General features: G+C 68.1%; 25 protein-coding genes. 9 read left to right on the plus strand and 16 right to left on the minus strand.

Going from position 1 to position 24,380, the window contains the following annotated elements:
- Window positions 1-10: 10 nt before the first annotated feature.
- Together lolB and FHX60_RS15085 are read right to left on the minus strand one after the other, a co-directional pair.
- Window positions 11-622 carry a lipoprotein insertase outer membrane protein LolB gene (gene lolB / locus FHX60_RS15080; protein ID WP_092307523.1) on the minus strand — a complete coding sequence of 204 codons (612 nt, stop codon included), beginning with the start codon at window positions 620-622 and terminating at the stop codon, window positions 11-13.
- A gap of 91 nt (window positions 623-713) precedes the next feature.
- Window positions 714-2,657, minus strand: a complete 1,944-nt coding sequence (locus tag FHX60_RS15085) for a tetratricopeptide repeat protein (protein WP_183283827.1) — start codon at window positions 2,655-2,657, stop codon at window positions 714-716.
- 153 nt (window positions 2,658-2,810) lie between these two features.
- On the opposite strand from FHX60_RS15085, the gene mutM reads away from it, so the two are divergent.
- The 3 genes from mutM to mutY all read left to right on the plus strand — a co-directional run bounded on the left by mutM (window position 2,811) and on the right by mutY (window position 7,205).
- Window positions 2,811-3,704, plus strand: a complete 894-nt coding sequence (mutM, locus tag FHX60_RS15090) for a bifunctional DNA-formamidopyrimidine glycosylase/DNA-(apurinic or apyrimidinic site) lyase (protein ID WP_183283828.1) — start codon at window positions 2,811-2,813, stop codon at window positions 3,702-3,704.
- Window positions 3,705-3,964: 260 nt separating this feature from the next.
- The gene (locus FHX60_RS15095; protein WP_112773830.1) at window positions 3,965-5,917 is read left to right on the plus strand and encodes a dynamin family protein; all 1,953 of its coding nucleotides are present in this window, start codon (window positions 3,965-3,967) and stop codon (window positions 5,915-5,917) included.
- A 112-nt stretch (window positions 5,918-6,029) separates the two neighbouring features.
- Window positions 6,030-7,205: an A/G-specific adenine glycosylase gene (mutY, locus tag FHX60_RS15100; protein ID WP_183283829.1), complete on the plus strand. Its 1,176-nt coding sequence runs from the start codon at window positions 6,030-6,032 to the stop codon at window positions 7,203-7,205.
- Window positions 7,206-7,236: 31 nt separating this feature from the next.
- Here the strand turns inward: mutY and FHX60_RS15105 are convergent, their stop codons facing one another.
- From FHX60_RS15105 to FHX60_RS15155, 11 genes are all read right to left on the minus strand, one after another.
- Window positions 7,237-7,896 (minus strand): LON peptidase substrate-binding domain-containing protein, encoded by a 660-nt coding sequence (locus tag FHX60_RS15105; RefSeq protein ID WP_092307532.1) that lies wholly within the window; start codon window positions 7,894-7,896, stop codon window positions 7,237-7,239.
- Window positions 7,897-7,988: 92 nt separating this feature from the next.
- On the minus strand, window positions 7,989-8,867 hold the full coding sequence (gene rapZ, locus FHX60_RS15110) for an RNase adapter RapZ (protein ID WP_112773828.1): 879 nt from the start codon (window positions 8,865-8,867) through the stop codon (window positions 7,989-7,991).
- A 116-nt stretch (window positions 8,868-8,983) separates the two neighbouring features.
- The gene (locus FHX60_RS15115; RefSeq protein WP_092307536.1) at window positions 8,984-9,376 is read right to left on the minus strand and encodes a PsiF family protein; all 393 of its coding nucleotides are present in this window, start codon (window positions 9,374-9,376) and stop codon (window positions 8,984-8,986) included.
- A gap of 169 nt (window positions 9,377-9,545) precedes the next feature.
- A complete protein-coding gene (gene hprK / locus FHX60_RS15120) occupies window positions 9,546-10,517 on the minus strand; it encodes an HPr(Ser) kinase/phosphatase (RefSeq protein WP_012351664.1) in 972 nt (323 codons plus the stop codon).
- A gap of 83 nt (window positions 10,518-10,600) precedes the next feature.
- Window positions 10,601-11,056: a PTS sugar transporter subunit IIA gene (locus FHX60_RS15125; protein WP_018008706.1), complete on the minus strand. Its 456-nt coding sequence runs from the start codon at window positions 11,054-11,056 to the stop codon at window positions 10,601-10,603.
- Between the two features lie 351 nt (window positions 11,057-11,407).
- The gene (gene hpf / locus FHX60_RS15130; protein WP_010814386.1) at window positions 11,408-11,758 is read right to left on the minus strand and encodes a ribosome hibernation-promoting factor, HPF/YfiA family; all 351 of its coding nucleotides are present in this window, start codon (window positions 11,756-11,758) and stop codon (window positions 11,408-11,410) included.
- Between the two features lie 48 nt (window positions 11,759-11,806).
- A complete protein-coding gene (locus FHX60_RS15135; RefSeq protein WP_092307538.1) occupies window positions 11,807-13,285 on the minus strand; it encodes an RNA polymerase factor sigma-54 in 1,479 nt (492 codons plus the stop codon).
- A gap of 123 nt (window positions 13,286-13,408) precedes the next feature.
- Complete coding sequence (gene lptB, locus FHX60_RS15140; protein ID WP_092307540.1) at window positions 13,409-14,209, minus strand: LPS export ABC transporter ATP-binding protein; 801 nt, start codon at window positions 14,207-14,209, stop codon at window positions 13,409-13,411.
- 8 nt (window positions 14,210-14,217) lie between these two features.
- Window positions 14,218-14,862: a lipopolysaccharide transport periplasmic protein LptA gene (gene lptA / locus FHX60_RS15145; protein ID WP_112773826.1), complete on the minus strand. Its 645-nt coding sequence runs from the start codon at window positions 14,860-14,862 to the stop codon at window positions 14,218-14,220.
- Between the two features lie 114 nt (window positions 14,863-14,976).
- The gene (lptC, locus tag FHX60_RS15150; protein WP_062796657.1) at window positions 14,977-15,606 is read right to left on the minus strand and encodes an LPS export ABC transporter periplasmic protein LptC; all 630 of its coding nucleotides are present in this window, start codon (window positions 15,604-15,606) and stop codon (window positions 14,977-14,979) included.
- Between the two features lie 46 nt (window positions 15,607-15,652).
- A complete protein-coding gene (locus FHX60_RS15155) occupies window positions 15,653-16,636 on the minus strand; it encodes a KpsF/GutQ family sugar-phosphate isomerase (RefSeq protein WP_092308376.1) in 984 nt (327 codons plus the stop codon).
- On the opposite strand from FHX60_RS15155, the gene FHX60_RS15160 reads away from it, so the two are divergent.
- Window positions 16,523-16,780, plus strand: coding sequence for a hypothetical protein (locus tag FHX60_RS15160; RefSeq protein ID WP_165835130.1), 258 nt, complete (start codon window positions 16,523-16,525; stop codon window positions 16,778-16,780). The two genes, FHX60_RS15155 and FHX60_RS15160, sit on opposite strands and share 114 nt — an antisense overlap.
- Entirely contained in the window at window positions 16,780-18,759 is a 1,980-nt protein-coding gene (locus FHX60_RS15165) for a monovalent cation:proton antiporter family protein (protein ID WP_112773824.1), read from the plus strand. The genes FHX60_RS15160 and FHX60_RS15165 overlap by 1 nt, the downstream gene beginning before the upstream one ends.
- 27 nt (window positions 18,760-18,786) lie before the next feature.
- Here FHX60_RS15165 and FHX60_RS15170 read toward each other — a convergent pair whose 3' ends face one another.
- The gene (locus FHX60_RS15170; protein ID WP_062802030.1) at window positions 18,787-19,161 is read right to left on the minus strand and encodes a ribbon-helix-helix domain-containing protein; all 375 of its coding nucleotides are present in this window, start codon (window positions 19,159-19,161) and stop codon (window positions 18,787-18,789) included.
- Between the two features lie 99 nt (window positions 19,162-19,260).
- The gene (locus tag FHX60_RS15175) at window positions 19,261-19,839 is read right to left on the minus strand and encodes a DJ-1/PfpI family protein (RefSeq protein ID WP_092307546.1); all 579 of its coding nucleotides are present in this window, start codon (window positions 19,837-19,839) and stop codon (window positions 19,261-19,263) included.
- A 212-nt stretch (window positions 19,840-20,051) separates the two neighbouring features.
- Here FHX60_RS15175 and FHX60_RS15180 point away from each other — a divergent pair, with 212 nt between their 5' ends.
- The 3 genes from FHX60_RS15180 to FHX60_RS15190 all read left to right on the plus strand — a co-directional run bounded on the left by FHX60_RS15180 (window position 20,052) and on the right by FHX60_RS15190 (window position 23,167).
- Window positions 20,052-20,624 (plus strand): adenine phosphoribosyltransferase, encoded by a 573-nt coding sequence (locus FHX60_RS15180; protein ID WP_092307548.1) that lies wholly within the window; start codon window positions 20,052-20,054, stop codon window positions 20,622-20,624.
- A 40-nt stretch (window positions 20,625-20,664) separates the two neighbouring features.
- Window positions 20,665-21,276: a LysE family translocator gene (locus FHX60_RS15185; protein WP_183283830.1), complete on the plus strand. Its 612-nt coding sequence runs from the start codon at window positions 20,665-20,667 to the stop codon at window positions 21,274-21,276.
- A 211-nt stretch (window positions 21,277-21,487) separates the two neighbouring features.
- Window positions 21,488-23,167, plus strand: coding sequence for a Na/Pi cotransporter family protein (locus FHX60_RS15190; protein WP_092307552.1), 1,680 nt, complete (start codon window positions 21,488-21,490; stop codon window positions 23,165-23,167).
- 9 nt (window positions 23,168-23,176) lie between these two features.
- On the opposite strand, the gene FHX60_RS15195 is transcribed toward FHX60_RS15190, so the two are convergent.
- Window positions 23,177-23,662 (minus strand): adenosine-specific kinase, encoded by a 486-nt coding sequence (locus tag FHX60_RS15195; RefSeq protein WP_183283831.1) that lies wholly within the window; start codon window positions 23,660-23,662, stop codon window positions 23,177-23,179.
- A 117-nt stretch (window positions 23,663-23,779) separates the two neighbouring features.
- On the opposite strand from FHX60_RS15195, the gene FHX60_RS15200 reads away from it, so the two are divergent.
- Window positions 23,780-24,373, plus strand: coding sequence for a histidine phosphatase family protein (locus FHX60_RS15200; protein WP_183283832.1), 594 nt, complete (start codon window positions 23,780-23,782; stop codon window positions 24,371-24,373).
- Window positions 24,374-24,380 lie beyond the last annotated feature (7 nt).

Genomic DNA, 24,380 nt, shown 5'->3' on the forward strand with positions numbered 1-24,380 from the left:
ATGGCGCCCGTCATGGCGTCTGGGGATCGATGACCAGCCGCACCGACAGCGGATTGCTGCCGGCGTCGCGCGCCAGGTCGATTCGGCGCGGCACCTGGGTGGCGGCAGTCCCGCTGGCGGGCGTCTCCTGCCAGGCGACGTAGCGCACGGTCCAGCCGTTCTGCGCCAGCGTCGCCAGCCGGCCCTGCTCGTCGCGCGTGGCGCGCGCCGGCGTGCCCTGGGTGGGGCGCCCGTGCAGCCAGTCGCGCATGCCGGCCACCGGCAGCGCAAAGCCGAGCGCCTCCTCCATCAACGTGTCGACCTCGGGCGCGTTGCGCGGCGGCTGGTTGGGCAGGTCGAGCGTGGCGCCCGACGGCGTGGCGGTGACCACGGCCAGGGTCTGGCCGAGCGGCGAGACCAGGTCGAGCCGCACGTTGCGGCCCTGCTCCTCCCAGCGGAAGCTGCCCTGCACGCCCTCGTCGCGCCCGTAGCGCACGTAATTGGCGGAAAAGCGGCCGGTGTACTGCTGGTTCGCGGCGTCCTGGTCGACATCGAAGCTGCGCGACGGCGCCACGCTGGCGCACGCCTGCAGCAGCAGGGGCGCGCCAAGCCAAAGCAGCGCCAGGCGTCGGGATCGGTTCATGGGCATGGTCGTGAGGACGGCGGCGCGGCGGCCGCCGGGCTGACGGGAATCCGGCGCCGCGGACCGGGCGAGCCGGCCGCGGCGCACGGGCTTACTTGGACGGCTGCACGTTGACCTTGTAGCGGCGCAGCGTGTCGATCAGGGTCTCGTTCTCGGGATCGATGCGCACGGCCTCGGTCCAGGTCTTGCGGGCCTCGTCGTGTTCGCCGAGCTGCCATAGCACCTCGCCGAGGTGCGCGCCGATTTCAGCCTCGGGGGCCTTGGCATAGGCGTTGCGCAGCAGCGCGGCCGCGGGCTGCAGGTCGCCCATGCGGAATTTGACCCAGGCCAGGCTGTCCATGATGTACGGATCGTCCGGACCCAGCTCGGAGGCACGCTCCAGCAGCTTGAGCGCCTCGGGCAGGCGCTCGTTGCGGTCCGCCAGCGAATAGCCGAGGGCGTTGTAGCCCTGCTTCTGCTGCGGCTGCAGCGCAATCACGCGGCGCAGGCCGGTTTCCATGCTGGCGTAGCGCTTCTGGCGCTCGTCGAGCATGGCCAGCTCGTAGATCCAGTCGGCGTTGTCGGGCTCCGCCGCGATGCGGTCGTTCAGCACCTTGCGGGCGCGGTCGTAGGCCTTGGTTTCCATCAGCGTGGCCACTTCGGCCTGGCGGATGGCGGTCACGCGCTGCGAGCGCTGGGTGGGATCGGAGATGTCCTCGGCGTCGCTGAGCATCTCGCCGAACAGCGCCTGGGCGTCGTCGAGCTTGCCCATGCGCGCCAGCAGCTGGGCGCGCTTGGCGGTGGCCGCCGGCGCCAGGCGGATGTCCTCGATGCGATCGAGCCAGCGGATCGCGCTCGCGTAATCCTTGCGCTCCTCGGCGATCTGCGCCAGGTATTGGTAGGCGATATCGGGATTGGCGCTTGGCTGTTTCTCGACCAGCTGCAGGTATTCCTGCAGGTACTGCTCGGCCTCGCCGTAGTTCTTGGCCTGCAGGCTGGTCAGGCCCAGCGCCAGCGGCACGCGCGGGTCGGCGGGCGCCACCCTGCGCAGGGTCTCGAATTCCTGCCGGGCCGCCGGCATGTCGTTCTTCAGCAGGTACAGCCGCGCCAGCGTGATATGGCCGTTGACCGATTCGGGCGACTTTTCCAGGAAGCGCTTGAGCACTGCCACGGCTTCGTCGGGCTGCTTCTCGGCGCGCAGTTCGGCCGACATCAGCGCGGCCGCTTCATAGCCCGGCCGCAACCGCAAGGCCTGGTCGAGCGCGGCCAGTGCGCCCGGCTCGTCGCCGGCGACTTCGCGCGCGCGCGCCAGTGCCAACTGGGTCTCCGGCAGCTTGATTTCGTTGCGGGTCAGGTCCTGCAGCAGCGTGGCGGCGCCGGCCGGATCGCTGGTACGCGACAGCTGCTGCTGCAGCTGCAGGATGGCATCGCCGCGCTGGCTGGCCGGCACCGCAGCCAGTTGCTGCTGCAGCAGCGGGCGGGCGTCGTCCCAGCGGCCGTTTAGCACCAGCAGCGTCGACAGCACCTGGCCGGCCGCCGGCGAGGTCGGGGTGATTTCCTTCCACAGGCGTGCCGCGTCAAGCGCCTGCTGCGGGATGCGCGCGTTGAAGGCGATCTCGGTGGCACGCTGGGCGAAGCGCGGGTCGCGGGTCTGGCGCGCCAGTTCCAGGTAGGTGCGGTAGGCCGGGCCGACCAGGCCGCGCTGGATGGAAATCTCGGCGGCCAGCACCATATAGACGATATCGTCGGTCAGCTCCAGCGACGGCAGTGCCGGACGCGCGGGCTTGGGCGCCGGGGTGTCCGCCGCGGCCAGTTGCAGCATGGGCAGCGAACCGGCGCCGACCGGGGGCGCCGCGTAGCTGGCGCCCGCCGCCGCTGCCAGCAGCGCGCCGGCGGCCAGTGCGCGCACATGGCGTCGCGGCGCCTGCCACCAGCGGGCCAGGGTGCCGGCACGGCGCGCGGTGCGCGAGCCGGCGCCCGGCGATGTGGTCAGGCCGCCGCCCGCGGTGGCTTGCAACGTGGAGTCCGGCATCAGGTCCGGCATCAGGTCCGACATGTATTGAGTGCTCCGGCGCGCGCTGGCGAAGGATGGGAGATTGCGCATTGATAAGGGCATTGTAGCCTGCCGCTACAATGCGCTGCTTGGCGCCGCAGGCCGGTGCCGCCAGGCGCTGCAGGAGTTTTGAGCGGTAACCAACGGAGAGGTTCGATGCCTGAATTGCCCGAGGTCGAGGTGACCCGGCGCGGCTTGCTGCCGCATGTGGTGGGGCGGCGCATCGCCGCGGTCACGGTACGCCACCGCGGCCTGCGCTGGCCGGTCGACCCCGGACTCGAAGCCTGCCTGGCCCAGCGCCTGGTGCGCCGCATCGAGCGCCGCGGCAAGTATCTGCTGCTCGAATGCGTCAGCGCCGACGCGGCGCAGCCGGTCGGCTGGCTGCTGGTGCATCTCGGCATGACGGGCACGCTGCGGGTCCTGCCCGATGCACCGCCGCCGGGCGTGCACGACCACTTCGACCTGGTGCTCGAAGCCGGCCCCGGCGCAGCGTCGGCAGCGGCACCGGACCAGCAGCAGCCGGGTACCATCGTGCTGCGCTTCCGCGATCCGCGCCGCTTCGGCGCCATCCTCTGGACCACGCTGCCGGAGGCGGAACTGCCGTCGCATCCGTTGCTGAGCACGCTCGGCATCGAGCCATTCGATCCCGCCTTCGACGGCGCCTGGCTGCACCGCCATACGCGCGGTCGCAGTGCCGCGATCAAGACCGTGCTGCTGTCCGGCGCGATCGTGGTCGGGGTGGGCAACATCTACGCGTCCGAAAGCCTGTTCCGTGCCGGCATCCATCCGACCACCCCGGCCGGGCGCCTGAGCCGCGCGCGTTGCGACCGGCTGGCGCAGGCGGTGCGGGACACCCTGGCGCAAGCGATCGAGCGCGGCGGCAGCACGCTGCGCGACTTTGTCGGCAGCGACGGTGCCAGCGGCTACTTCCAGCTCGATTGCTTTGTCTACGACCGCGCCGGCCTGCCGTGCAAGGTGTGCGCCAAGCCGGTGCGCCAGATCGTGCAGGGCCAGCGTTCCACCTTCTATTGCACCAACTGCCAGCACTGACCGGCGGGGCGGAGTGCTTCAGGGACCGCCCGCTGCCGCGGGCCGATGGCTCGGCGCAACACTGGCCCGGTCACTGCCATCCAAGGGGCGCGAATTCCACAAAAGCGCCGTGGAAACCTGTATCGTGTGCGCAGTCATAAAAAGTTACAAAATGGCCGGCCGCGCGTGAACGGCAGGGGGCGGACCGGCATTGCGTGACCACGGGCATGCCGCACAGGGTGGCGGGCCCCGAGGCAAAACCAAGCCAGCCCAACAGGTCCATGACAACGCTCGCCCACCAATTCGAACAATACGGCGCCTGGAGAACCGGGGTCCTCCAGTCACTGGCCGAATTCCAGTCCTGGCTGCAGCAGCACGACCTGTACGATGCGCAGGCCGACGATCGCGTGCAGCGCATCCAGAGCGTGCTGCGCAGCGACCGCCTCAAGGTCGCCTTCATCGCCGAGTTCTCGCGCGGCAAGAGCGAGCTGATCAACGCCATCTTCTTTGCCGACTATGGGCGCCGCATCCTGCCGTCGTCGGCGGGGCGCACCACCATGTGCCCGACCGAGCTGCGCTACGACGAGGCCGAGCCGCCCAGCATCCGCCTGCTGCCGATCGAGACGCGCCTGCAGGACGCCTCCACCGCAGACTTCATCGAGGCCGGCACTTCGGCATCGCACTGGCATTCGGTGCCGCTGGACCCGTCGTCGCCCGAGGGCATGCTCGAGGCGTTCCAGCACGTGGTGCAGACCATGCGCGTGCCGCCCGAGCAGGCCGAGGCGCTGGGGCTGTACCACGAGAATGACCCCGATGCCGCCTATGCGGTCGATGCCGAGGGCATGGTCGAGATCTCGCGCTGGCGCCACGCCGTCATCAATTTTCCGCATCCGCTGCTGCGCCAGGGCCTGGTGATCCTCGACACGCCGGGGCTGAACGCGATCGGCACCGAACCCGAGCTGACGCTGCGGCTGATTCCGGATGCGCACGTGGTGGTGTTCGTGCTGGCCGCCGACGCGGGCGTGACCAAGAGCGACCTGGATCTGTGGCGCAGCCATGTCGGCGCCGGGCACCGGCGCGGCTGCCTGGCGGTGCTCAACAAGATCGACGGGCTGTGGGATCCGCTGCGCCAGCCGGGCGAGATCGCGCAGGAAATCGCGCGGCAGGTGTCGACCACCGCGCAGGTGCTGGGCATCGAGCAATCGCGCGTGTATCCGGTGTCGGCACAGAAGGGACTGGTGGCCAAGGTCACGCACGACGACACCCTGCTCGCGCGCAGCGGCCTGCCGGAGTTCGAGCACGTGCTGTCGGACCAGCTGATTCCGCGCCGGCGCGAGATCGTCTCGGACCAGGTCTACCGGCTGGTGCAGGACATGGCGCGCGCCGCGCAGCAGCTGCTGCAGAGCCGCCGCCGCGATATCGTCGAGCAGCTGTTCGAGCTGCGCGGACTGCGCGGCAAGAACCATGCGATGGTCAAGCACATGCTGATGCGGGTGCAGGGCGAGAAGGACGAGTTCGAGCAAAGCATCAGCAAGTTCCAGGCGCTGCGCCTGGTCTTCGGCCGGCACAGCGCCGACATCATCAAGAGCCTGCAATTGCGCGACGTGCGCCGCACCATGCGCAGCGCGCGCGAGCAGATGAAGGAGCGCTTCTTTTCGCGCGGCCTGCGCGAGGACATGGAGGCATTGTTCGCGCAGTTGAGCGGGCTGGTGAGCGATGCCGACAACAAGATCGGCCAGCTGCACCAGCTGATCGAAAGCATGTACCGGCGCTTCAATGCCGAACACGGCTTCACGCTGCCCGCGCCGATGCAGTTCACCGCCGAACGCTACCTGGCCGAGCTGCAGGAAACGCTGCGGCTGGTGCAGGCGCATTTCGGCACGATCAGCATGCTGACGCGCTCGCGCCCGCAGCTGGTGCAAAGCGCGTTCAACACCATGGCCAGCCGGGTGCTGGAGAATTTCCGCGGCCTCAACCGCGACATCGAGGTCTGGCTCAAGTCGGTGATGACGCCGCTGGAAGCGCAGGTGCGCGAACACCAGAAGCAGCTGCGCCGGCGCGTCGATTCGATCGAGCGCATCCATGAGGCCACCGATACGCTGGAAAGCCGCATCGCGCAGCTGGAAGAAGTGCTGAACGGGCTGGACGAACGCAGCGGACGGATCGAAGGCTTTGCCCAGCGGCTGATGCGGCCGGGGAGCGATGCGGACAGTGCCAGCCTTGCGGTAGCGTAGCTGCTCTCGACGGCTTCGTCGGCCGGTATATCATGTGGCGCCGCGCCTTGCGGCGCCTTTTTCTTTGGCGCGCCGATGCCCCATGTCTGCGCGCCACGCCGTTGCCACACCGATGCCCCGCAAACCAGTCCCCCGTACCGCTCCCGCCCTGCCTGACGACCTCTGCGTGCCCCCCGACTTCGGCGCGCGCGTCGTCACCTGGCAGCGCCGGCACGGCCGGCACGACCTGCCGTGGCAGAACACGCGCGACCCGTACCGCATCTGGCTGTCCGAGATCATGCTGCAACAGACCCAGGTCAGCGCGGTGATCGACTACTTCCAGCGCTTCGTCGCGCAACTGCCCACGGTGCAGGATCTGGCGGCCGCGCCAGCCGACCAGGTGATGGCGCTGTGGGCCGGGCTGGGCTATTACTCGCGCGCGCGCAACCTGCACCGCTGCGCCATGCAAGTGGTCACCGAGCACGGCGGCCGCTTCCCCGCCGACCCCGCGGTGCTGGTCACGTTGCCGGGCATCGGCCGCTCCACCGCGGCGGCCATTGCGGCGTTCAGCGCCGGGGTGCGTTCGCCGATCCTGGACGGCAACGTCAAGCGTGTGTTCGCGCGCTGCTTCGGCATCCATGGCCATCCGGGCGAGCGCGCGGTGGAAGCGCGCATGTGGCAACTCGCGGAACTGGCCTTGCCGGCACCCGGCCCGCACCAGGCCGACGACATGGTCGCCTATACGCAGGGACTGATGGACCTCGGCGCGACGGTGTGCTCGCGCGGCAAGCCCGCCTGCCTGGCCGATGCCGCAGCTTGCCCGCTGTCCGCCGATTGCGTCGCGCGCCGCGACGGCCTGACCGGCGTGCTCCCTGCGCCCAAGCCGCGCGCCGCCATCCCCGAGCGCAGCACGGTGATGCTGCTGGTGCGGCGCGAGCGTGAAGTGCTGCTGCGCCTGCGTCCGGACAGCGGCATCTGGGGCGGCCTGTGGAGCCTGCCGGAGATGCCGGTCGACTCCGTTCCCTTCGACGCGGAGGCCGCCGAGGCCCGCGCGCTCGACTACGCGCGCGCTTTCGGCAGCCCCGCGCGCGCCGTGCTGGCCGGCGAGCTGACCCATGTGTTCACGCACTTCCGCCTGCTGATCCGCGCCATCCGGGTCGACCTCGACGCGAAGGCGAACGTGCTGCGGCAGGACAGCGCGACGCCGGCCGGGCAGCGCTGGCTGTCGCTCGACGATCTCGATGCGCTGGGCACGCCCGCGCCGGTGCGCCGGCTGCTTGAGGACCAGGCGCGGGTGGGCTTGTTCTGAAGCCGGGGCAGGGCGGGGAGGAAAGGCCGCCCTACAGCATGTGGTTCTGCCGCATGTAGCGGTGCACGATCTCGATGCGCATGCCCGCGTCGGGCAAGGCCATCAGCATCTGCTTGGCCTTCAGCGGCACCGGCAGCAGTTCGCACAGCCGGTTGGCGACCCAGCTCGGGTCGTCCCACAGGTAGGGCTCGTCGAACGGCATGCGGTCGGGCTGCTCGGCGTGCAGTCGCGTCACGATGCGGCGCAGCGCGTCCAGGCATTCGCCCAGCAGTTCCAGCTTGCAGTCGATGATGTCGGGGGGGAGCACCTCGGCGCGCGCCACCAGCAGGCCGTCGTCGCGGGTTTCGTGGCTGATGATATGGAAGCGCTCGCGGCCGCGCGTGCGGATCAGCAGCACGCCCAGCTGCTCCATGTTGCAGTCGACGATTTCGGCGAGGCAGCCGACCAGTTCGGGCACGGTGGGCTGGTTGGGCCGGGCCACTTCCTCGCCGCTGGCGATCAGGCAGACGCCGAACGGCGCGCTGTCGCGCAGGCAGTTGCGCACCATGTCGACATAGCGCGCCTCGAACACGCGCAACGGCAGCCGTCCACCGGGAAACAGCACAGTGTGCAGGGGGAACAGCGGCAGGTTTTCGAGCGTCCGTGGCGGGTCTTCGGACCCTGTGGGACGGTAGAGGTCGGTCGAGGACATGCGGTGCAGGCTTGGGGTCGCGCAGCATTGGGCCGCCAGGCCGACGCCGCGCTCAGATGCCCCGTGCAGCCCGGGGTGCCATGCCGCGTGCGTCAGCCCGCCGGTGCGAGCTCTCGGTGTCTGACCAGCACATTACCATGTGCCCGGAAATAGTTGGCGAGCCTTTCGGCAATATAGACCGAGCGATGCTGGCCGCCGGTGCAGCCGATCGCCACGGTCAGGTAGCTGCGGTTGTCGGCAATGAAGCTTGGCAGCCACTTTTCCACGTAGGCGCGGATATCCTCGGCCATCGCCAGCACCATCGGCTGTGCCTGCAGGAAGTCGATCACCGGCATGTCGCGGCCGGTGAGCGGTCGCAGCGCCAGGTCGTAGTACGGGTTGGGCAGCGAGCGCACGTCGAACACCATGTCGGCATCGCTGGGCACGCCGTGCTTAAAGCCGAACGACTCGAACAGCAATGTCAGGCGCTGGCTATCGTCGCGGATCAGCTCCTTGATCCAGCTGCGCAGCGTATTGGTGCGCACATTGCTGGTGTCGATCCGGTGCGCGGCCTCGGCCAGCGGGCTGAGCAGCGCGCGCTCCATCTCGATCGCTTCCATCAGCGCCGTGTCGTTGAAGGCGCCGCCGCCGCCGGCTGCGCCGTCGGTGCGGGCCGACAGCGGATGGCGGCGCCGCGTCTCGGAGTAGCGCTGCACCAGGGCATCGGTGCTGGCGGTCAGGAAAATGACCTCGACCTGGTGCTCGGCGGCCAGCGCGCGCACGGTGTCGGGCAACTGGTCGAGCGACTCGCGGCTGCGGATGTCGGTAGCCACGCCCAGGTGCGTGTAGCCCTGAGCGTCGAGGTAGCGGGTCAGTTCAGGGATGAACTGCGCCGGCAGGTTGTCCACGCAGTAATAGCCTGCATCTTCGAGGACGTTCAGTGCGACGGACTTGCCGGAACCGGATATGCCGGTGATGAGGATGATGCGCATAGCAACTGAAGCATAGCATCAGGTGCCGGCTGCGTCATGACAGCAGTTTGACACCAGCAAAAATGGCGAACCGCCCGGTTCGCCATCCTTGTTCGCCATTTCGCCAGTAGCGTCGCTCAGGCTTCCTTCGACAGGCATTCCTTCATGTAGGCCTTGTATTCGTCGCCCTTCTTGCCTTTGCCCGACTTGCTGCAGGCCGCCATTTTCTCCTGCTGGGTCTTGGGCGCGCCGGACTTCGACAGGCATTCCTTCATGAACGCCTTGCGTTCGTCGCCTTTCTTGCCGGAGGCCTGCGCGTTGCAGGCCTTCATCTTGTCCTGCTGGGTGTTGGCCGCGGGCTTGTCCGGATTGGCCGGGGTAGCGGGCGTGGCCGGCACGGCAGGCGTTGCCGGGGCCGCGGCCGACGGCTTGGCCGGCGTAGCAGGGGTGGCCGGCGTGGCGGTCTGCGCAAAGGCGCTGGCTGCGAACAGCGGGGTCACCAGCGCGCACACTGCAATCAGGGTCTTCATGCTTGCTCTCCTCGGGTGGACAACCTTATCGCCGCGCGCCGGGGTCGGCGTTGCAGCTTCCGTAACAGGCGTGATGCCCATTACAGCACAAAACGGAGCATGCCTGAGAAACGTTGACTAGCGGTTGCCACGCCGTTGTAAGCAATTGAAAACCGCGCGGACCGGGGGCTTACAGCAGCCGGCCCTGCCCGCGCGAGACGGCATCGGCCTGCATCGCGGCGCGCTGGCGGTCCATGAAGTCGCGCAGCGTGTCGATGCCGCGCAGGCGCAGGATGGTGTTGCGCACGGCGGCTTCGACCAGCACGGCAAGGTTGCGGCCGGCCGCCACCTGGATCTTGACCATGTGGATGGGAAGGCCGAGCACGTCCAGGTACTGCGAATCCAGCGGCAGCCGCTCGAACTCGCCGTCGTTGCGCCGCACCAGCTGCACCACCAGCTTGATCTTCATCTTCCGCCGCACCGCGGTCTCGCCGAAGATGGTCTTGATGTCGAGCAGCCCCAGGCCGCGCACTTCCAGCAGGTTCTGCAGCAGCGGCGGGCAGCGGCCCTCGATGAAATCCGGCCCCAGCCGCACGAAGTCGACCGCGTCGTCCGCCACCAGCCCGTGGCCGCGCGAGATCAGTTCCAGGCCCAGTTCGCTCTTGCCCAGGCCCGATTCGCCCATGATCAGCACACCCATGCCCAGGATGTCGAGGAACACGCCGTGCATGGTTACGCGCGGGGCGGAGATGCGCGACAGGTACAGGCGCAGGTGGTCGATCACCGCGGCGGACGACACCGGCGTGGTGAACAGCGGCGTCGACGAGCGCGTGCAGCGCAGTTCCAGGTCCGGCGGCGGCTCCATGCCGTCGGCGATCACCAGGAACGGCGGCTCCAGCAGGATCAGCTCGCCCATCTGGCGCTTGCGGGTCTCGTCGTCGAGGCGCTGGTAGTACGTGATTTCGGGCTTGCCGAGGACCTGGATCCGGTTGGGGTGGATCAGGTTGAGGTGGCCCACCAGGTCTGCGGCGGAAGTCGCTTCGCGGGCGAATTCCACGTCAAAGGCGCGGTCCGCGCCCTCCAGGCCAGCGACCCACGAGAGTTTGAGGTCGGCTGCGTTGTCGTCGAAGATGGACTGGGAGGTGACGCCGGTGAGTTCCATGCGGTATGGCTGGTAAGGCGGTGTTCGAAGCGCGTGGCGCTTCCCCGGTCTGGTGCCGGCCCGCTCCGGGGGGAATCAGTGGATCAGGGATGCCATGCGATCAGCAGTTCGTGCACGGCATCGGGCGTAGGGAGGGTCGCCAGGCCCTCGCGCATGTCGCGATCCGACAGCAGTTGCGCGATCTCGGACAAGATTTCCAGGTGCTGCTGCGTGGCCTGTTCGGGCACCAGCAAGAAGATCAGCAGCGAAACCGGCTTGCCGTCCGGCGATTCGAACGGAATCGGCTCGGCCAGTCGCATGAACGCGGCCAGGGGCTGCTTCAGGCCCTTGATGCGCCCGTGCGGGATCGCCACGCCGGCGCCCAGTCCGGTCGAGCCCAGCGACTCGCGCGCGAACAGGTTGTCGGTGACGATGGCGCGCGCCACGCCATGGTTGTTCTCGAAGAGGAGCCCGGCCTGCTCGAACACACGTTTCTTGCTGGTGACGCTGACGTCGAGGGTGATGTTGCCGGGTGGCAGCAATTTGGCCAAACGATTCATGGGCGATGCGCAGGATTTCAGTTAGCGGGCGGATCGTTCCGCCGGGCAGCGTCTGGCTCCCTCACCGCTGCCGGCGCGGGGGAAGACGTCCGGCCCATTATAGAGCAGCGACTACCCTTGCATTGTGCGGTGCAGCGCGGGCAGGCGCGGCCACGATTTCTCTCTCTTTGTATGGCGCAGCATACACCTTGGCGCTGCGCTTGCGAACCTTTCGGGCTTCCATGCATGGCAAGGTTTGCTCCGCTGCCACAGCCCGCACAGCGCCAGGGCGCAAAAAAGCCGCGCTTCGCGGCGCGGCTTGCCTGTGGAATCCTGGTTCAGCAGCCCTCTGCGGGGCTGCCGGGCACGGGTTTATTGCTGCATTTGCGCTGCGGCCATCTGGTACTTGACCGCTTCGCGGTCGTGGCCTTGCACGCGATCCTTGTAGCGAATCACCTGACGGTCCAGCTTGTCGACGAGTGCGTCGATCGCCGCATACAGGTCTTCGTGATGCGCCTCGACAAAGATGTCCTTGCCCTTTAGATGCAGATTGATTTCCGCGTACTGACGCCGGTCCTTTTCCTTGTGATTGTCGACAGAGAGCAGCACGCTAACGCCAATGACTTGATCGAAATGCCTGACGATTCGCTCCAGCTTCGTTTCCACGTACTCACGCAGAGGGGGCGTGATGTCCAGGTGGTGTCCACTGATCTTGAAGTTCATAGCGCTTCTCCTTCTGAAAGAGCCTCACCAGGCAGGCGGTGGGCTCGGCTACAAAGACTTGCGGAGATTGACTGCGGGGATTTTCAAGGCTTCACGATACTTGGCGACCGTGCGGCGTGCGACAACGAAGCCCTGTTCGCCCAGCAGTTCGGCGATGCGACTGTCGGAAAGGGGATTCCTCGGGTCTTCGGCTCCTATCAGTTGCTTGATCAAGGCGCGGATGGCCGTTGATGAAGCCGCGCCACCGGTTTCGGTGGACACGTGGCTGCCAAAGAAGTACTTCAGTTCGAAAGTACCCATCGGCGTAGCCATATATTTATTGGTCGTCACCCGGGAGATGGTTGACTCGTGTAAACCCAGTGTATCGGCAATCTCCCGCAAAACCAAGGGGCGCATGGCGATTTCACCGTGGGTGAAAAAGTTCTTTTGACGCTCGACAATGGCCTGCGAGACACGCAGGATGGTGTCGAACCTTTGCTGGATATTCTTGATCAGCCAGCGTGCTTCCTGCAGCTTCTGCTGCAGCCCGGCGGTACCGGTCTCGCCTTTGGCGCCACGCAGGATCTGTGCGTACATATCGTTGATGCGCAGCCTCGGCATCACATCCGGATTGAGCTGCGCGATCCAGCCGCCGCCGCTCTTGCGCACGAACACATCAGGCACAACGAAATCGGCCTCCGGACGGCTGTACGCATGGCCCGGGTAGGGCGCCAGCGAGCGGATCAGGTCATGCGCGGCCTTGAGTGCGACCTCATCGACCTGCAGGGCCTTCTTCAGCCGCGTGTAGTCGCGTACCGCCAGCAGTTCCAGGTGATGGGTGACGATGGTCAGCGCGAGTTCGCGCTGCGGGTGCGTCAGGCGGCGCAATTGCAGCGCCAGGCATTCGGCCGCGTTGCGCGCGCCCACACCAGGCGGATCGAAGCTCTGCAGCAGCGTCAGGATGGCGTGGACTTCGTCGGGGTCGAACTCGAGTTCTTCGGGCAGCTCCGCGCAGATCTCTTCGAGCGAGGCGCTAAGGTAGCCATCGTCATCGAGCGATTCGATCAGGAAGATGGCGAGTCCCTTGTCGCGCGCCGAGATCTTCAGCGGTGTCAGCTGCTCCATCAGGTATTCGCGCAGCGTGGGCTCGGCATCGCGCAGCTGCATCGGCGTCTTTTCGTCCTCGTCGCCTTGCGGGCGGCGGGCGAAATCGTCCAGGCTCCAGTCGCCGTTGCCGTAGTCGTCGCCGCTGCTGTTGTCGCCGTAGCTGTCATCGGCGCCGCCTTCGGCGCGCGCGTCGCCATTGCCCTGGGGCTCGGCGGGGGCGGGCGCGGGCGCGCTCTGGACGTTGACCGAGCCATCGGCCGCCACGCGCAGCGGGCTTTCGATCCAGTCGTTCTCCCGCTCGAGCAGCGGGTTTTCCGTCAGCGCCTGTTCGACTTCCTGCTGCAGTTCCAGCGTGGAAAGCTGCAGCAGCCGGATCGACTGTTGCAGCTGCGGGGTCAGTGCCAGGTGCTGGGAGAGGCGGAGCTGTAGCGACGGTTTCATGCGACCTATTTTATGCGCATCTTTCCGATGTTGGAACGGAAATTGCTATCGCTGATGCGCCGTGATCGCCGCTGGCTCTCCCTGCCATGCGGCCATGGCGGCCCGTGCGGGGCCGCCGACTTGTCACATGCGGAAGTTCTCGCCCAGATAGACGCGCCGCACGGCGTCATTGGCGATGATGTCTTCGGGCTGGCCCGCGGCCAGCACCGTGCCTTCGCTGATGATGTAGGCGTGATCGCAGATGCCGAGCGTCTCGCGCACGTTGTGGTCGGTGATCAGCACGCCGATATTGCGCGCCTTGAGGAAGCTGACGATGCGCTGGATCTCGCCCACGGCGATCGGGTCCACGCCGGCAAAGGGCTCGTCCAGCAGGATGAAGCGCGGCGATGACGCCAGTGCGCGCGCGATTTCCACGCGGCGGCGCTCGCCGCCGGACAGCGACAGCGCCGGATTGTTGCGCAGGTGCGCGATCTGCAGGTCGTCGAGCAGGGCATCCAGGCGGCGCTCGATCTCGGCCTTGGCCAGCGGCTTGCCCTTGTCCTGCTGCAGCTCCAGCACCGCGCGGATGTTTTCCTCGACGTTGAGCTTGCGGAACACCGAGGCTTCCTGCGGCAGGTATGACAAGCCCATGCGCGCGCGCTCGTGGATCGGCAGGCCGCTGATGTGGTCGCCGTCGAGCACGATGTCGCCTTCGTCCAGCGCCACCAGGCCGACGATCATGTAGAACGACGTGGTCTTGCCCGCGCCGTTGGGGCCGAGCAGCCCGACCACCTCGCCGCTCTTCACGTCGAGCGAGACGTCCTTGACCACCGTGCGCGAGCCATAGCGCTTCTTCAGGTGGCGCACGACCAGCGTGCTGCCGCCGGGCAGGACGGAGTTGGCTTCGACGACAGGCTTGTCGGCAATGGTGGCGGTATCGGTCATAAGTACGGTCAGGGTTTGTTGGCGGGCGCGGGCGCCGACTTCAGGTCCAGCGGCGAGCCGCCTGCGGTGCCGGACTTCTGGTCCTGGCGCGGCGACAGCACCGCGCGCACGCGGCCTGACGGGTTGGCCGCCGCGGCATCGCCGCTGCCGCCGCCCGCCGCGGTATAGAGTTCCTTGCGGCTGTCGTAGGTCAGCACCGCGCCGCGGATCTCGTCGACCAGCTTGGCGCCCTGCAGCCGCGCCATGCGGGCATTGCCGATCAGCTTGGAGAATTCCTGCTTGCCGTCGTATTCGATGCGGTCGCCCCAGCCGTCGATGTATTCATCGACGCCCTCGCGCTTCTGGCGGATATAGGCCTGCTTGCCCGGCTTCGAGGTGGCCACGGCGAACTGGTAGCCCTCGGGGTCGGTGCGCAGCTCGGCCGCGTCGGACTTCAGGATCATGGTGCCCTTGGTCAGCACCACGTTGCCGGTCAGCGTATAGATCTGCTTGACATCGTCATAGCTGGCGTTGTCCGCCTCGAGCACCATCGGCTTGTCGCGGTCCGCGCGCTCGGCAAGGGCAGGCTGGGCCAGCAGGCCGATGGCCAGGGCCAGCGCGAGCAGGGCCGGGGCGGTGCGTCGACGGGACGATGTCGTCAGGGAAGCGGTCATGTTGGCAGGGTTGCTAGAGGGCGTCTGGATGCGTGATGGTGCGGTTTGCGCGGACTTCGGCGCGTGCTGCGGTGCCGGCCGGCACCGCGCGCGCGGCTGCGCCGGACCGGGAGTTCAGGACCCTGGCGCGCGGCCCGGGGACGGCCCGGTGATGATGGTGCCGCGTACATTGCCGAGCAATTGTACTTCGCGGGTGACGTTGTTGAAGATGAGTCCGTTGGCGGTCATGACCGAAGGGCCGCGCGTCAGCTTGACCGGCTTGTCGGTCTTGACGATGTCGTCATTGACCAGCAGCTGGAAATAGCTCGACGCCGCGGTCAACTGCGGATCCTTGGACGGATCCTTGCCTTGCTGGCGCAGCACGTAGCCATTGCCGTACAGGTCGATCACCGTGCCTTCGGCGTTCATGCGGCCGATGTCGGCGCGCGCGGTCACCGGCGGGCGGTCCGGCTCGTAGGCGCGCATCGCGGGGCGCGTGACCTCGTAAGTCTGGTCGTCCTCGAAATGGACCATGCGCTCGCCGGTGAAGCGGATCTTGGTACTGCCGTCGGGCGCCAGCTCGGTGGCCGAGAAGCGGTCCATGAAGTAGTCCGGCTCGTGCTTCTTGGTGGTCTGCGCGGCCTGGTCTTCCTTGGGGGAGTTGATCTGGACCAGCCAGAACGTGCTGCCCGCCACGATGGCCATCAGCAGCAGCGGCAGCAGCCGCATGACGATGCCGCTGAGGGAGGCGAGAAGTGCCTGCATGGTGTCCTTGGCGTTGTGCTGCTGGTGCCGTCGGTGGTGCGCCGGCTCAGATGACCTTGGCGCGGGTCAGGTCGTGGATATGCAGCGCGCCGGTCAGGCGCCCTTCGTCGTCCACCACCAGCAGCTGGTTGATGCGGTTGGCTTCCATCACTTGCACGGCTTCCACTGCCAGCTGGTCCTGGTTGACCACGTGCGGGTTGCGGTGCATGACCTCGCCGATCGGCACGGTCTTCCAGTCGCGCGGGGTTTCCAGCAGGCGGCGCAGGTCACCGTCGGTGAACACGCCGATGGCGCGCCCGTCGGTATCCACCACCGCGGTCATGGCCATGCCCTTGCGCGTGATTTCCATCAGCGCCTGGGCCAGCGGCGTGCTTTCGCGCACCTCGGGCACGGCGTTGCCGGTACGCATCACGTCGCGCACGTGGGTCAGCAGCTTGCGGCCGAGCGCGCCGCCGGGGTGCGAGCGGGCGAAGTCCTCCTCGCCGAAGCCGCGCGCATCGAGCACCGCCACCGCGAGCGCGTCGCCCAGCGCCAGCGCGGCGGTGGTGCTGGCGGTCGGGGCCAGGTTCAGCGGGCAGGCTTCCTTCTCGACCGCCGCGTCCAGGTGGACGTCGGCCAGCTTGGCGAGGTTGGATTCCGGATTGCCGGTGACCGAGATCAGGCGCGCGCCGATGCGCTTGACGATCGGGATGATCGACAGCAGCTCGCCGGTCTCGCCGGAATTGGAGAAGGCGATCAGCACGTCGTCGCGCGTGACCATGCCGAGGTCGCCATGGCTGGCTTCGGCGGGGTGCACGAAGAACGCGGGGGTGCCGGTCGAGGCGAGCGTGGCCGCGACCTTGCGGCCGATATGGCCGGACTTGCCGATGCCCGAAACGACCACGCGCCCGGTGCATTGCAGGATCAGCTGCACGGCATGGGCAAAGTCGCCGTTCAGGCGGCCGGAAAGTGCGGAAACCGCATCGGCTTCGGTCTGGAGCGTGTCGCGGGCGAGCCTGAGTGCTCGATCCGCATCGAAATTAGCTATCATGGCGACGAAGTATACCAACGAATGCGACCGCACCTGGGCCGACCCAACGCGCGCGTCGCGCTCGCCCGTGCTCGCCGTATTTCCGCCGGCAGGGTGCCCGTGCCGGGTCGGCCGCGCGCCTCGCCGGTCACCCTGACCGCCTGATGCATTCTCCGCTGGAACTGACCCTGGTGCTGCTGGCCGCCGCCGTGTTCGGCGTGGTCGCGTTCCGCATGCTGCAGCTGCCGCCGATGCTGGGCTACCTGGCCGTCGGCATCCTGATCGGACCGCATGCGCTGGGGCTGGCCAGCGACACCGCGCAGACCAAGTACCTGGCCGAGTTCGGCGTGGTCTTCCTGATGTTCTCGATCGGGCTGGAATTCAGCCTGGCCAGGCTGCGCGCGATGAAGCGGCTGGTGTTCGGCATGGGCGGCTCGCAGGTGGCGCTGTCGATGCTGGCGGTGGTGCCGGCCAGCTGGGCCTTCAACTGGCTGTTTCCGTTGTCGTGGCAGGCCTCGGTGGCGCTGGGCGGAGCCCTGGCCATGTCTTCGACCGCCATCGTGTCCAAGATGCTGTCCGAGCGCATGGAGCTGGAAAGCGAGCACGGGCGCAACATCATCAGCATCCTGCTGTTCCAGGACCTGGCGGTGGTGCCGCTGCTGATCGTGATTCCGGCACTGTCGCACGATCCGGGCGACCTGGTCATGGCGCTAGGCCTGGCCACGCTCAAGATCGTGGTGGCGCTGGGCGCGATCTTCTTCCTGGGCCAGCGCCTGATGAGCCGCTGGTTCCATGTGGTGGCGGCGCGCCGCTCGCAGGAACTGTTCATGCTGAACCTGCTGCTGGTCACGCTGGGCATGGCGGCGCTGACCGAGCGGCTGGGCCTGTCGATGGCGCTGGGCGCCTTCATGGCGGGCATGCTGATCTCCGAGACGCCCTACCGCCACCAGGTGGAGGAGGACATCAAGCCGTTCCGCGACGTGCTGCTGGGGCTGTTCTTCGTCACCATCGGCATGCTGCTCAATATCCGCGTGGTGCTCGACCATATCTGGCTGGTGCTGGCGCTGCTGGTGGTGCCGGTGCTGTTCAAGCTGGTGCTGATCGCGGCGCTGGCGCGCGTGTTCGGCTCGCCTCAGGGCGTGGCCATCCGCACCGGGCTGGGGCTGGCGCAGGCGGGCGAGTTCGGCTTCGTGCTGCTGAACCAGATCGACGGCCTGAACCTGGTCGACCCGGTGCTGATCCAGGTAATCCTCGCGTCGATGCTGCTGTCGATGCTGGCGGCACCGTTCCTGATCCAGTACAGCGACGCCATCGTGCTGCGCTTTTCCGCCAACGAATGGCTGATGCAGTCGCTGAACATGACCCGCATCGCCGCGCAGAGCCTGCAGACCGAGAAGCACGCCATCATCTGCGGCTTCGGCCGCAGCGGGCAGAACCTGGCCCACATGCTGGAGCGCGAGGGCATCAACTATGTGGCGCTCGACCTGGACCCCGACCGCGTGCGCGAGGCCGCCGCCGCCGGCGACACCGTGGTCTACGGCGACGCGGGCCGGCGCGAGGCGCTGATCGCCGCGGGCCTGCACCGCGCCGCCGCGGTGATCGTGACCTACGCCAACACGCCGTCGGCGCTGAAGGTGCTGCACCATGTGCAGGAGCTGGCGCCGGCGCTGCCGGTGATCGTGCGCACGGTCGACGATTCCGAACTCGACACGCTGCAGAAGGCCGGCGCCACCGAGGTGGTGCCCGAGATCATCGAGGGCAGCCTGATGCTGGCCTCGCACGCGCTGGTGCTGCTGGGCGTGCCGATGCGGCGGGTGGTGCGCGGCGTGCAGCAGGCGCGCGACGCGCGCTACAGCCTGCTGCGCGGCTATTTCCACGGGCGCGACGACGAAGAGGACATGGTCGAGCGCGACTCGGTGCGGCTGCATTCGGTGTCGCTGGGCCCGCAATCCACCGCGGTGGGCAGGCGCCTGGGCGCGCTGGGGCTGGACCGTATCGGGGTCGAGGTGACCGCGGTGCGCCGGCGCGGCATCCGCGCCTTCGATCCACAGCCCGAGACCGTGCTGGAGCCCGGCGATATCGTCGTGCTGCGCGGCCCGCCCGAGGCGCTGGAGGCCGCGGAGACGCGCATCCTGAACGGCTGAGCGCCGGAACTGGCGCCGCAGCAAGCCTCAGTGTGGGCGCGGCTCGACCCAGGATTCCGGCAGATTGTCGAGCACCGCGCGCGGGTCCAGCGAGCGGATCGGCACGTCGCGATCGGCCGGGATGCGCCCCTCGCCCTGCAGCATCAGGTAGCGCAGGCAGCACACCCGCAGGAACGATGAGAAATTGCCCGCCACCGCCTCGCTGCCGCGGTGTTCGGTCAGTTCGTCGTGCAGGCGCGTGATCAGCTGGTTGACGGTCATGCCGTCGCGCTGCGCCAGTTCTTCCAGCACTTCCCAGAACAGGCTTTCCAGGCGGATGCTAGTGGCCGCGCCATGCAGGCGCAGCGAGCGCGACTGGCTCTGGTAAGACGCCGGATTGGCGCGGATAAAGATTTCACACATGAAAGGCTCCCTGGCGAGCGGCGCGGCCGGCAGGCTGTGCATGGCCGGCCGGGCCGGCAAGCCATGCATCACGCGTGGGGGCGCCGCGTGCGGAAAGCACTAATGTACGATCCGCGTGCCCAGCACCGCAAGGAACTGCGCCAGCCAGGCCGGATGCGCCGGCCAGGCCGGGGCGGTGACGAGGTTGCCGTCGGTATGGGCCTGGTCGACCGCGATCTCGGCATAGGTGCCGCCGGCCAGCTTCACTTCCGGCGCGCAGGCCGGGTAGGCGGAGCAGGTCTTGCCTTCGAGCACGCCCGCGGCCGCCAGCAGCTGGGCGCCGTGGCACACCGCGGCAATCGGCTTGCCGGCCTGCGCAAAATGCCGCACGATCTCCAGCACGCGCGCGTTCAGGCGCAGGTATTCGGGGGCGCGGCCGCCGGGGATGACCAGCGCGTCGTAGCCGGCCGGGTCGATCTCGGCAAAGGTGGCATTGAGGGTGAAGTTGTGGCCGCGCTTCTCGCTGTAGGTCTGGTCGCCCTCGAAATCGTGAACCGCGGTGGCGCACGCGTCGCCCGCCCGCTTGTCGGGACACACCGCATCGACGGTGTGGCCGACCATCTGCAGCGCCTGGAACGGCACCATGGTTTCGTAGTCTTCGGCGTAGTCGCCCACCAGCATCAGAATCTTTTTTGCCATCGTGGTCTCCTGTATGGTTACGGGTGTCCGGTGGGTGCCGGACGCGGCAAGCCGGCGCGGGCAGCCCGTCCGGCCGGCAGGCAGGGCCATTGTGCTGGGCACCCCGGCGGCGCGGGTGGTAATGGGTTACCACGCCGGCTTGCCGCGCCGCCCGCATGCCGTCGCCACCGCTTTCTGACCGGCGCGCCGCGCGCCCATCCTCCCGACTCCCTATGGCAGATTCCATCATCCAGTCCCCCGACCTCGGCGACGTCACCGGCTACCTGCGCGACCGCATCCGTACCGTGCCGGACTGGCCCCAGCCCGGCGTGATGTTCCGCGACATCACGCCGCTGCTGCAGGATCCCAAGACCCTGCGCGTGCTGATCGACGTGTTCGTGCACCGCTATATGGACGCGCAACTCGACCTGGTCGCGGGTATCGACGCGCGCGGCTTTATCCTGGGCGCGATCGTCGCGTACGAGCTGAACCTGGGCTTCGTGCCGATCCGCAAGAAGGGCAAGCTGCCGTTCCAGACCGTGGCCGAGGAATACGAACTGGAATACGGCAGCGCCACGGTCGAGATCCACGCCGACGCCTGCAAGGCCGGCGACCGCGTGCTGCTGGTCGACGACCTGATCGCCACCGGCGGCACCATGATGGCCGGGCGCAAGCTGCTGGAGCGCCTGGGCGCGACGGTGGTGGAGGGCGCCGCCATCGTCGACCTGCCCGAGCTGGGCGGATCGAAGCTGCTGCACGGCGCCGGGTTGCCGCTGTTCACCGTGTGCAAGTTCGAGGGGCACTGAGCGATGCGCGCCCGCGTAAAGATCCACGCAAGGAGTCTCCATGCCTGACCTGCTGCTGTTCCTGCTGGCCTCCATCGCCGTGACCGTGGCCCCGGGGCCGGACAACCTGCAGGTGCTGGCGCGCGGCATGGCGCAGGGGCGTCGCGCGGGGCTGGTGGCGGCGCTGGGCTTTTCGGTCGGCTGCCTGTTCCATACCGTGATTGCCGCGGTGGGGCTGGCCGCGGTGCTGCGCTCTTCGCCGCTGGCCTTCCAGCTGATCAAGTACGCCGGCGCCGCCTACCTGATCTGGATCGGCATCCAGGCGCTGCGTGCGAAGGGCGGGCTGGCGCAGGGCGGCGAGGTCGAGTCCGTGCCGCTCGCGCGCGTATTCCGCCAGAGCGTGCTGGGCAACATGCTGAACCCCAAGGTGACGCTGTTCTTCCTGGTGTTCCTGCCGCAGTTCGTGCGCGCCGACGCCGCGCATCCCGGACTGCAGTTCTTGCTGCTGGGCGTGGTCTTCATGCTGCAGACCGCGGTGGTGTTCTCGCTGTTCGGGCTGTGCGCGGGCTGGCTGGGCGCGTGGCTGCGCCGGCGGCCGGCCACCGGGCGCTGGCTGGACCGCGCTGCCGGGGCCATCTTCGTCGGGCTCGGCATCAAGGTCGCGCTGCCCTGATCCGGACCCTGGCAGCGCTGCCGGCGCTGCGCTGCCGCATCGTCGCGGCGGCTGCCGATGGCGGTGTTGCCATGTTGCCCGCGCCCCGCAGCGCGGGGCCCATGCCGTTGCCGGTGCCGGGGGCCGGGCGCATAATGAGCCCTTGACAACGACACGATGACCGGGCGGAGCCTCCAGTCAGTATTCGGCACCGGTCACACAAAGGCGCACCATGGGCGTTCTCCTTCACCTGTTATCGGGCGTTGCCCTGCTCGTCTGGGGCACCAACATCGTCAAGGTCGGCATCCTGCGCGTCTATGGCGCCAATTTGCGCCACGTGCTGTCGACCAGCGTCTCCAACCGCTTCACCGCCTTCCTGGCCGGGCTGGGCGTTACTGGTCTGGTCCAGAGCAGCAACGCCACCGCGGTCATCGTCAGCTCCTTCGTCGGCCAGGGCCTGATCGCCGTCGCGCCGGCGCTGGCGATCATGCTGGGCGCCAACGTCGGCACCGCGCTGATGGTGCAGGTGTTCTCGCTGGACCTGTCATGGCTGTCGCCCCTGCTGATCTTCGTCGGCGTGATCTGCCACCTGACCTGGAAGGGCAGCAAGCCCGGCCACGTCGGCCGCGTGCTGATCGGCCTGGGCCTGATCACGCTGGCGCTGGAACTGATCTCGATCGCGACGCGGCCGGTGGTGCAGGCCGCCGGCGTCAAGGTGCTGTTCGCCTCGCTGACCGGCGATTCGGGCCTCGACATGCTGGTCGGCGCGTTCCTGACCATCCTTTGCTATTCCAGCCTGGCCGTGGTGCTGTTCTGCGGCGCGCTGGCCTCGGCCGGGGTGGTGTCGATCCACGTGGCGCTGGCGCTGGTGCTGGGGGCCAATCTGGGCTCGGGCGTCTCGGCGCTGCTGACCACCTCGGGCAACAACCAGCCGGGCAAGCGCGTGACGCTGGGCAACCTGCTGTCGCGCCTGCTCGGCTGCCTGATCGCGCTGCCGCTGCTGGGCCAGGCCGAGGAACTGCTGGCGCTGGTCGATCATGAGCCGCAACGGCTGATCGTCAACTTCCACCTGCTGTTCAACGTCGCGCTGGCGGTGCTGCTGCTCGGCGCCACCGCGCCGCTGGCGCGCCTGTGCGAAAAAGTGCTGCCCGGGCGCAATACCGGCGACAGCCAGGTCACGCCGCGCCATCTCGATACCGCCGCGCTGTCGACGCCCACGCTGGCGCTGTCCAACGCCGCGCGCGAAGTGCTGCGCATCGGCGACCGCATCGAGCAGATGCTCGACAACATGCTGCGCGTGCTGCGCACCAACGACGCCAAGCTGGCCACCGCCACCTGCCGCATCGACAACGAGGTCGACGACCTCTACACCGCGATCAAGCTTTACCTGACCCGCATCAGCCTGGAAGCGCTGGACGAGCGCGACGGCCAGCGCTGGACCGAGATCATCTCGCTCACCATCAACCTGGAACACGCGGGCGATATCATCGAGCGCATCCTGCTCGATACCAAGGACAAGAAGATTGCCCACAACCTGATGTTCTCCGAGGCCGGCATGCAGGAGATCGCCGAGATGCACGCGCGCCTGGTCGCCAACCTGCGCCTGGGCCTGTCGGTGTTTCTCAACGGCGACCTGAAGAGCGCGCAGGCGCTGATGGCGGAGAAGGCCAACTTCCGCGAACTGGAGCGCAAATACGCGCGCACCCATTTGCAGCGCGTGGCGGTGCAGACCGCGGAAAGCATCGAGACCAGCTCGCTGCACCTGGACGTGATCAGCGAGCTGAAGCGGCTGAACTCGCTGTTCTGCGCCACTGCCTATCCGGTGCTGGAGCAGGCCGGCGTGCTCAACCGCAGCCGGATGAAGGAAGACGATGTGCCGCCGGTCTCGACCGTAGAGGCAGCGCGGCCCTGAGCGGATCGGCTACAGCTTGTAGCCGAACTTGCGCAACAGCTCTTTTCGTTCCACCACATCCGCCTCGGTCTCGATCCCCAGCGGCGAAGCGCCGTCGATCACCCCCACCACGCCGCGCCCGGCATCGGTCTGCGCCACGATCACCTGCGTCGGGTTTGCGGTCGCGCAGTAGATCCGGCATACCTCCGGCACCGCGCGCACCGCGCCCAGCACGTTCACCGGGAAGAAGCCGTCGCCTAGGAAGATCAGGAAGCTGTGGCCCGCGCCGATGGCGCGCGCGTTCTCGCAGGCCATGTCGATCAGGTGCTCGTCGGTGCCCGACCAGCGCACCAGCCGCTTGCCCGAGGCCTCGCAGAAGGCCAGCCCGAAGCGGATGCCGGGGACCGTGCCCACCAGCGCCTCGTGCAGGTCTTCCACGGTCTTGATGAAATGCGATTGGCCGAAGATAAAGTTGGTGGCTTCCGGCTTGGTGACCGGTACGACCGTCAGTTCCATGGCGGGGCTCCTGTGCGATGGGTGTCGCCGTCCGCTTCATGGTAGGGCGCGAGGTAGCGAAAGCAAGCCGGCGCCTGCTATACCGGATGGGTTGGCCCACCACCGGAGGAGCCGCCCATGCCCGCCTTTTGCAGATGGCTTGCCCTGCTTGCCATCGCTCCGACGCTTGCCGCCGCGCAGGTCGCTCCGGCATCACAGCGCGAGATCGCGGTGACCGAACTGCGGCACCCGAATTTCGTGGTGGTGCTGCGCCATGCCAGCGCGCCGGGCGTGGGCGATCCGCCCGGGTTCCAGCTGGCGGATTGCGCCACCCAGCGCAACCTTGACGCGCGCGGACGCGAGCAGGCGGCGCGGCTGGGCGCGAGCTGGAAGGCGGCCGGCTTCAGGCCGACGCAGGTGTGGAGCAGCGCCTGGTGCCGCTGCCAGGACACCGCGCGGCTGATCGGGCTGGGACCGGTGCAGGTGCAGCCGCTGCTCAATTCATTCTTCAGCGCGGATGCGCAGCGCCGCGACGCGCAGGTCGCGCAGCTGTCGCGGCTGATCGACGGTCTCGACCCGCGCGGCGGGCCTTACCTGATGGTCACGCACCAGGTGGTGATCACCGCGCTGACCGGGCATGGTGCCGACAGCGGCGGGGGTGTGGTGATCGAATTGCCGCTGGGCGGGACGGCGCGGCGCACGCGCGTGTTGCCAGCCGCCGGGCTGGATTGACCGCGGG

This window comes from Cupriavidus alkaliphilus, from assembly GCF_014191175.1.
GTDB lineage: Bacteria > Pseudomonadota > Gammaproteobacteria > Burkholderiales > Burkholderiaceae > Cupriavidus > Cupriavidus alkaliphilus.

Coding starts and splice junctions, on each gene's coding strand:
- FHX60_RS15185 (WP_183283830.1), top strand. CDS start 20,665: ATGCCTGACCTGCTGCTGTTCCTGCTGGCCTCCATCGCCGTGACCGTG.
- mutM (WP_183283828.1), top strand. CDS start 2,811: ATGCCTGAATTGCCCGAGGTCGAGGTGACCCGGCGCGGCTTGCTGCCG.
- FHX60_RS15115 (WP_092307536.1), bottom strand. CDS start 9,376: ATGAAGACCCTGATTGCAGTGTGCGCGCTGGTGACCCCGCTGTTCGCA.
- FHX60_RS15180 (WP_092307548.1), top strand. CDS start 20,052: ATGGCAGATTCCATCATCCAGTCCCCCGACCTCGGCGACGTCACCGGC.
- lptA (WP_112773826.1), bottom strand. CDS start 14,862: ATGACCGCTTCCCTGACGACATCGTCCCGTCGACGCACCGCCCCGGCC.
- FHX60_RS15155 (WP_092308376.1), bottom strand. CDS start 16,636: ATGATAGCTAATTTCGATGCGGATCGAGCACTCAGGCTCGCCCGCGAC.
- FHX60_RS15175 (WP_092307546.1), bottom strand. CDS start 19,839: ATGGCAAAAAAGATTCTGATGCTGGTGGGCGACTACGCCGAAGACTAC.
- lptB (WP_092307540.1), bottom strand. CDS start 14,209: ATGACCGATACCGCCACCATTGCCGACAAGCCTGTCGTCGAAGCCAAC.
- FHX60_RS15095 (WP_112773830.1), top strand. CDS start 3,965: ATGACAACGCTCGCCCACCAATTCGAACAATACGGCGCCTGGAGAACC.
- lolB (WP_092307523.1), bottom strand. CDS start 622: ATGAACCGATCCCGACGCCTGGCGCTGCTTTGGCTTGGCGCGCCCCTG.
- FHX60_RS15135 (WP_092307538.1), bottom strand. CDS start 13,285: ATGAAACCGTCGCTACAGCTCCGCCTCTCCCAGCACCTGGCACTGACC.
- FHX60_RS15105 (WP_092307532.1), bottom strand. CDS start 7,896: ATGTCCTCGACCGACCTCTACCGTCCCACAGGGTCCGAAGACCCGCCA.
- rapZ (WP_112773828.1), bottom strand. CDS start 8,867: ATGCGCATCATCCTCATCACCGGCATATCCGGTTCCGGCAAGTCCGTC.
- FHX60_RS15125 (WP_018008706.1), bottom strand. CDS start 11,056: ATGAATCGTTTGGCCAAATTGCTGCCACCCGGCAACATCACCCTCGAC.
- FHX60_RS15195 (WP_183283831.1), bottom strand. CDS start 23,662: ATGGAACTGACGGTCGTACCGGTCACCAAGCCGGAAGCCACCAACTTT.
- FHX60_RS15085 (WP_183283827.1), bottom strand. CDS start 2,657: ATGTCGGACCTGATGCCGGACCTGATGCCGGACTCCACGTTGCAAGCC.
- mutY (WP_183283829.1), top strand. CDS start 6,030: ATGCCCCGCAAACCAGTCCCCCGTACCGCTCCCGCCCTGCCTGACGAC.
- FHX60_RS15160 (WP_165835130.1), top strand. CDS start 16,523: ATGGGCAAAGTCGCCGTTCAGGCGGCCGGAAAGTGCGGAAACCGCATC.
- hprK (WP_012351664.1), bottom strand. CDS start 10,517: ATGGAACTCACCGGCGTCACCTCCCAGTCCATCTTCGACGACAACGCA.
- FHX60_RS15190 (WP_092307552.1), top strand. CDS start 21,488: ATGGGCGTTCTCCTTCACCTGTTATCGGGCGTTGCCCTGCTCGTCTGG.
- hpf (WP_010814386.1), bottom strand. CDS start 11,758: ATGAACTTCAAGATCAGTGGACACCACCTGGACATCACGCCCCCTCTG.
- FHX60_RS15200 (WP_183283832.1), top strand. CDS start 23,780: ATGCCCGCCTTTTGCAGATGGCTTGCCCTGCTTGCCATCGCTCCGACG.
- FHX60_RS15170 (WP_062802030.1), bottom strand. CDS start 19,161: ATGTGTGAAATCTTTATCCGCGCCAATCCGGCGTCTTACCAGAGCCAG.
- FHX60_RS15165 (WP_112773824.1), top strand. CDS start 16,780: ATGCATTCTCCGCTGGAACTGACCCTGGTGCTGCTGGCCGCCGCCGTG.
- lptC (WP_062796657.1), bottom strand. CDS start 15,606: ATGCAGGCACTTCTCGCCTCCCTCAGCGGCATCGTCATGCGGCTGCTG.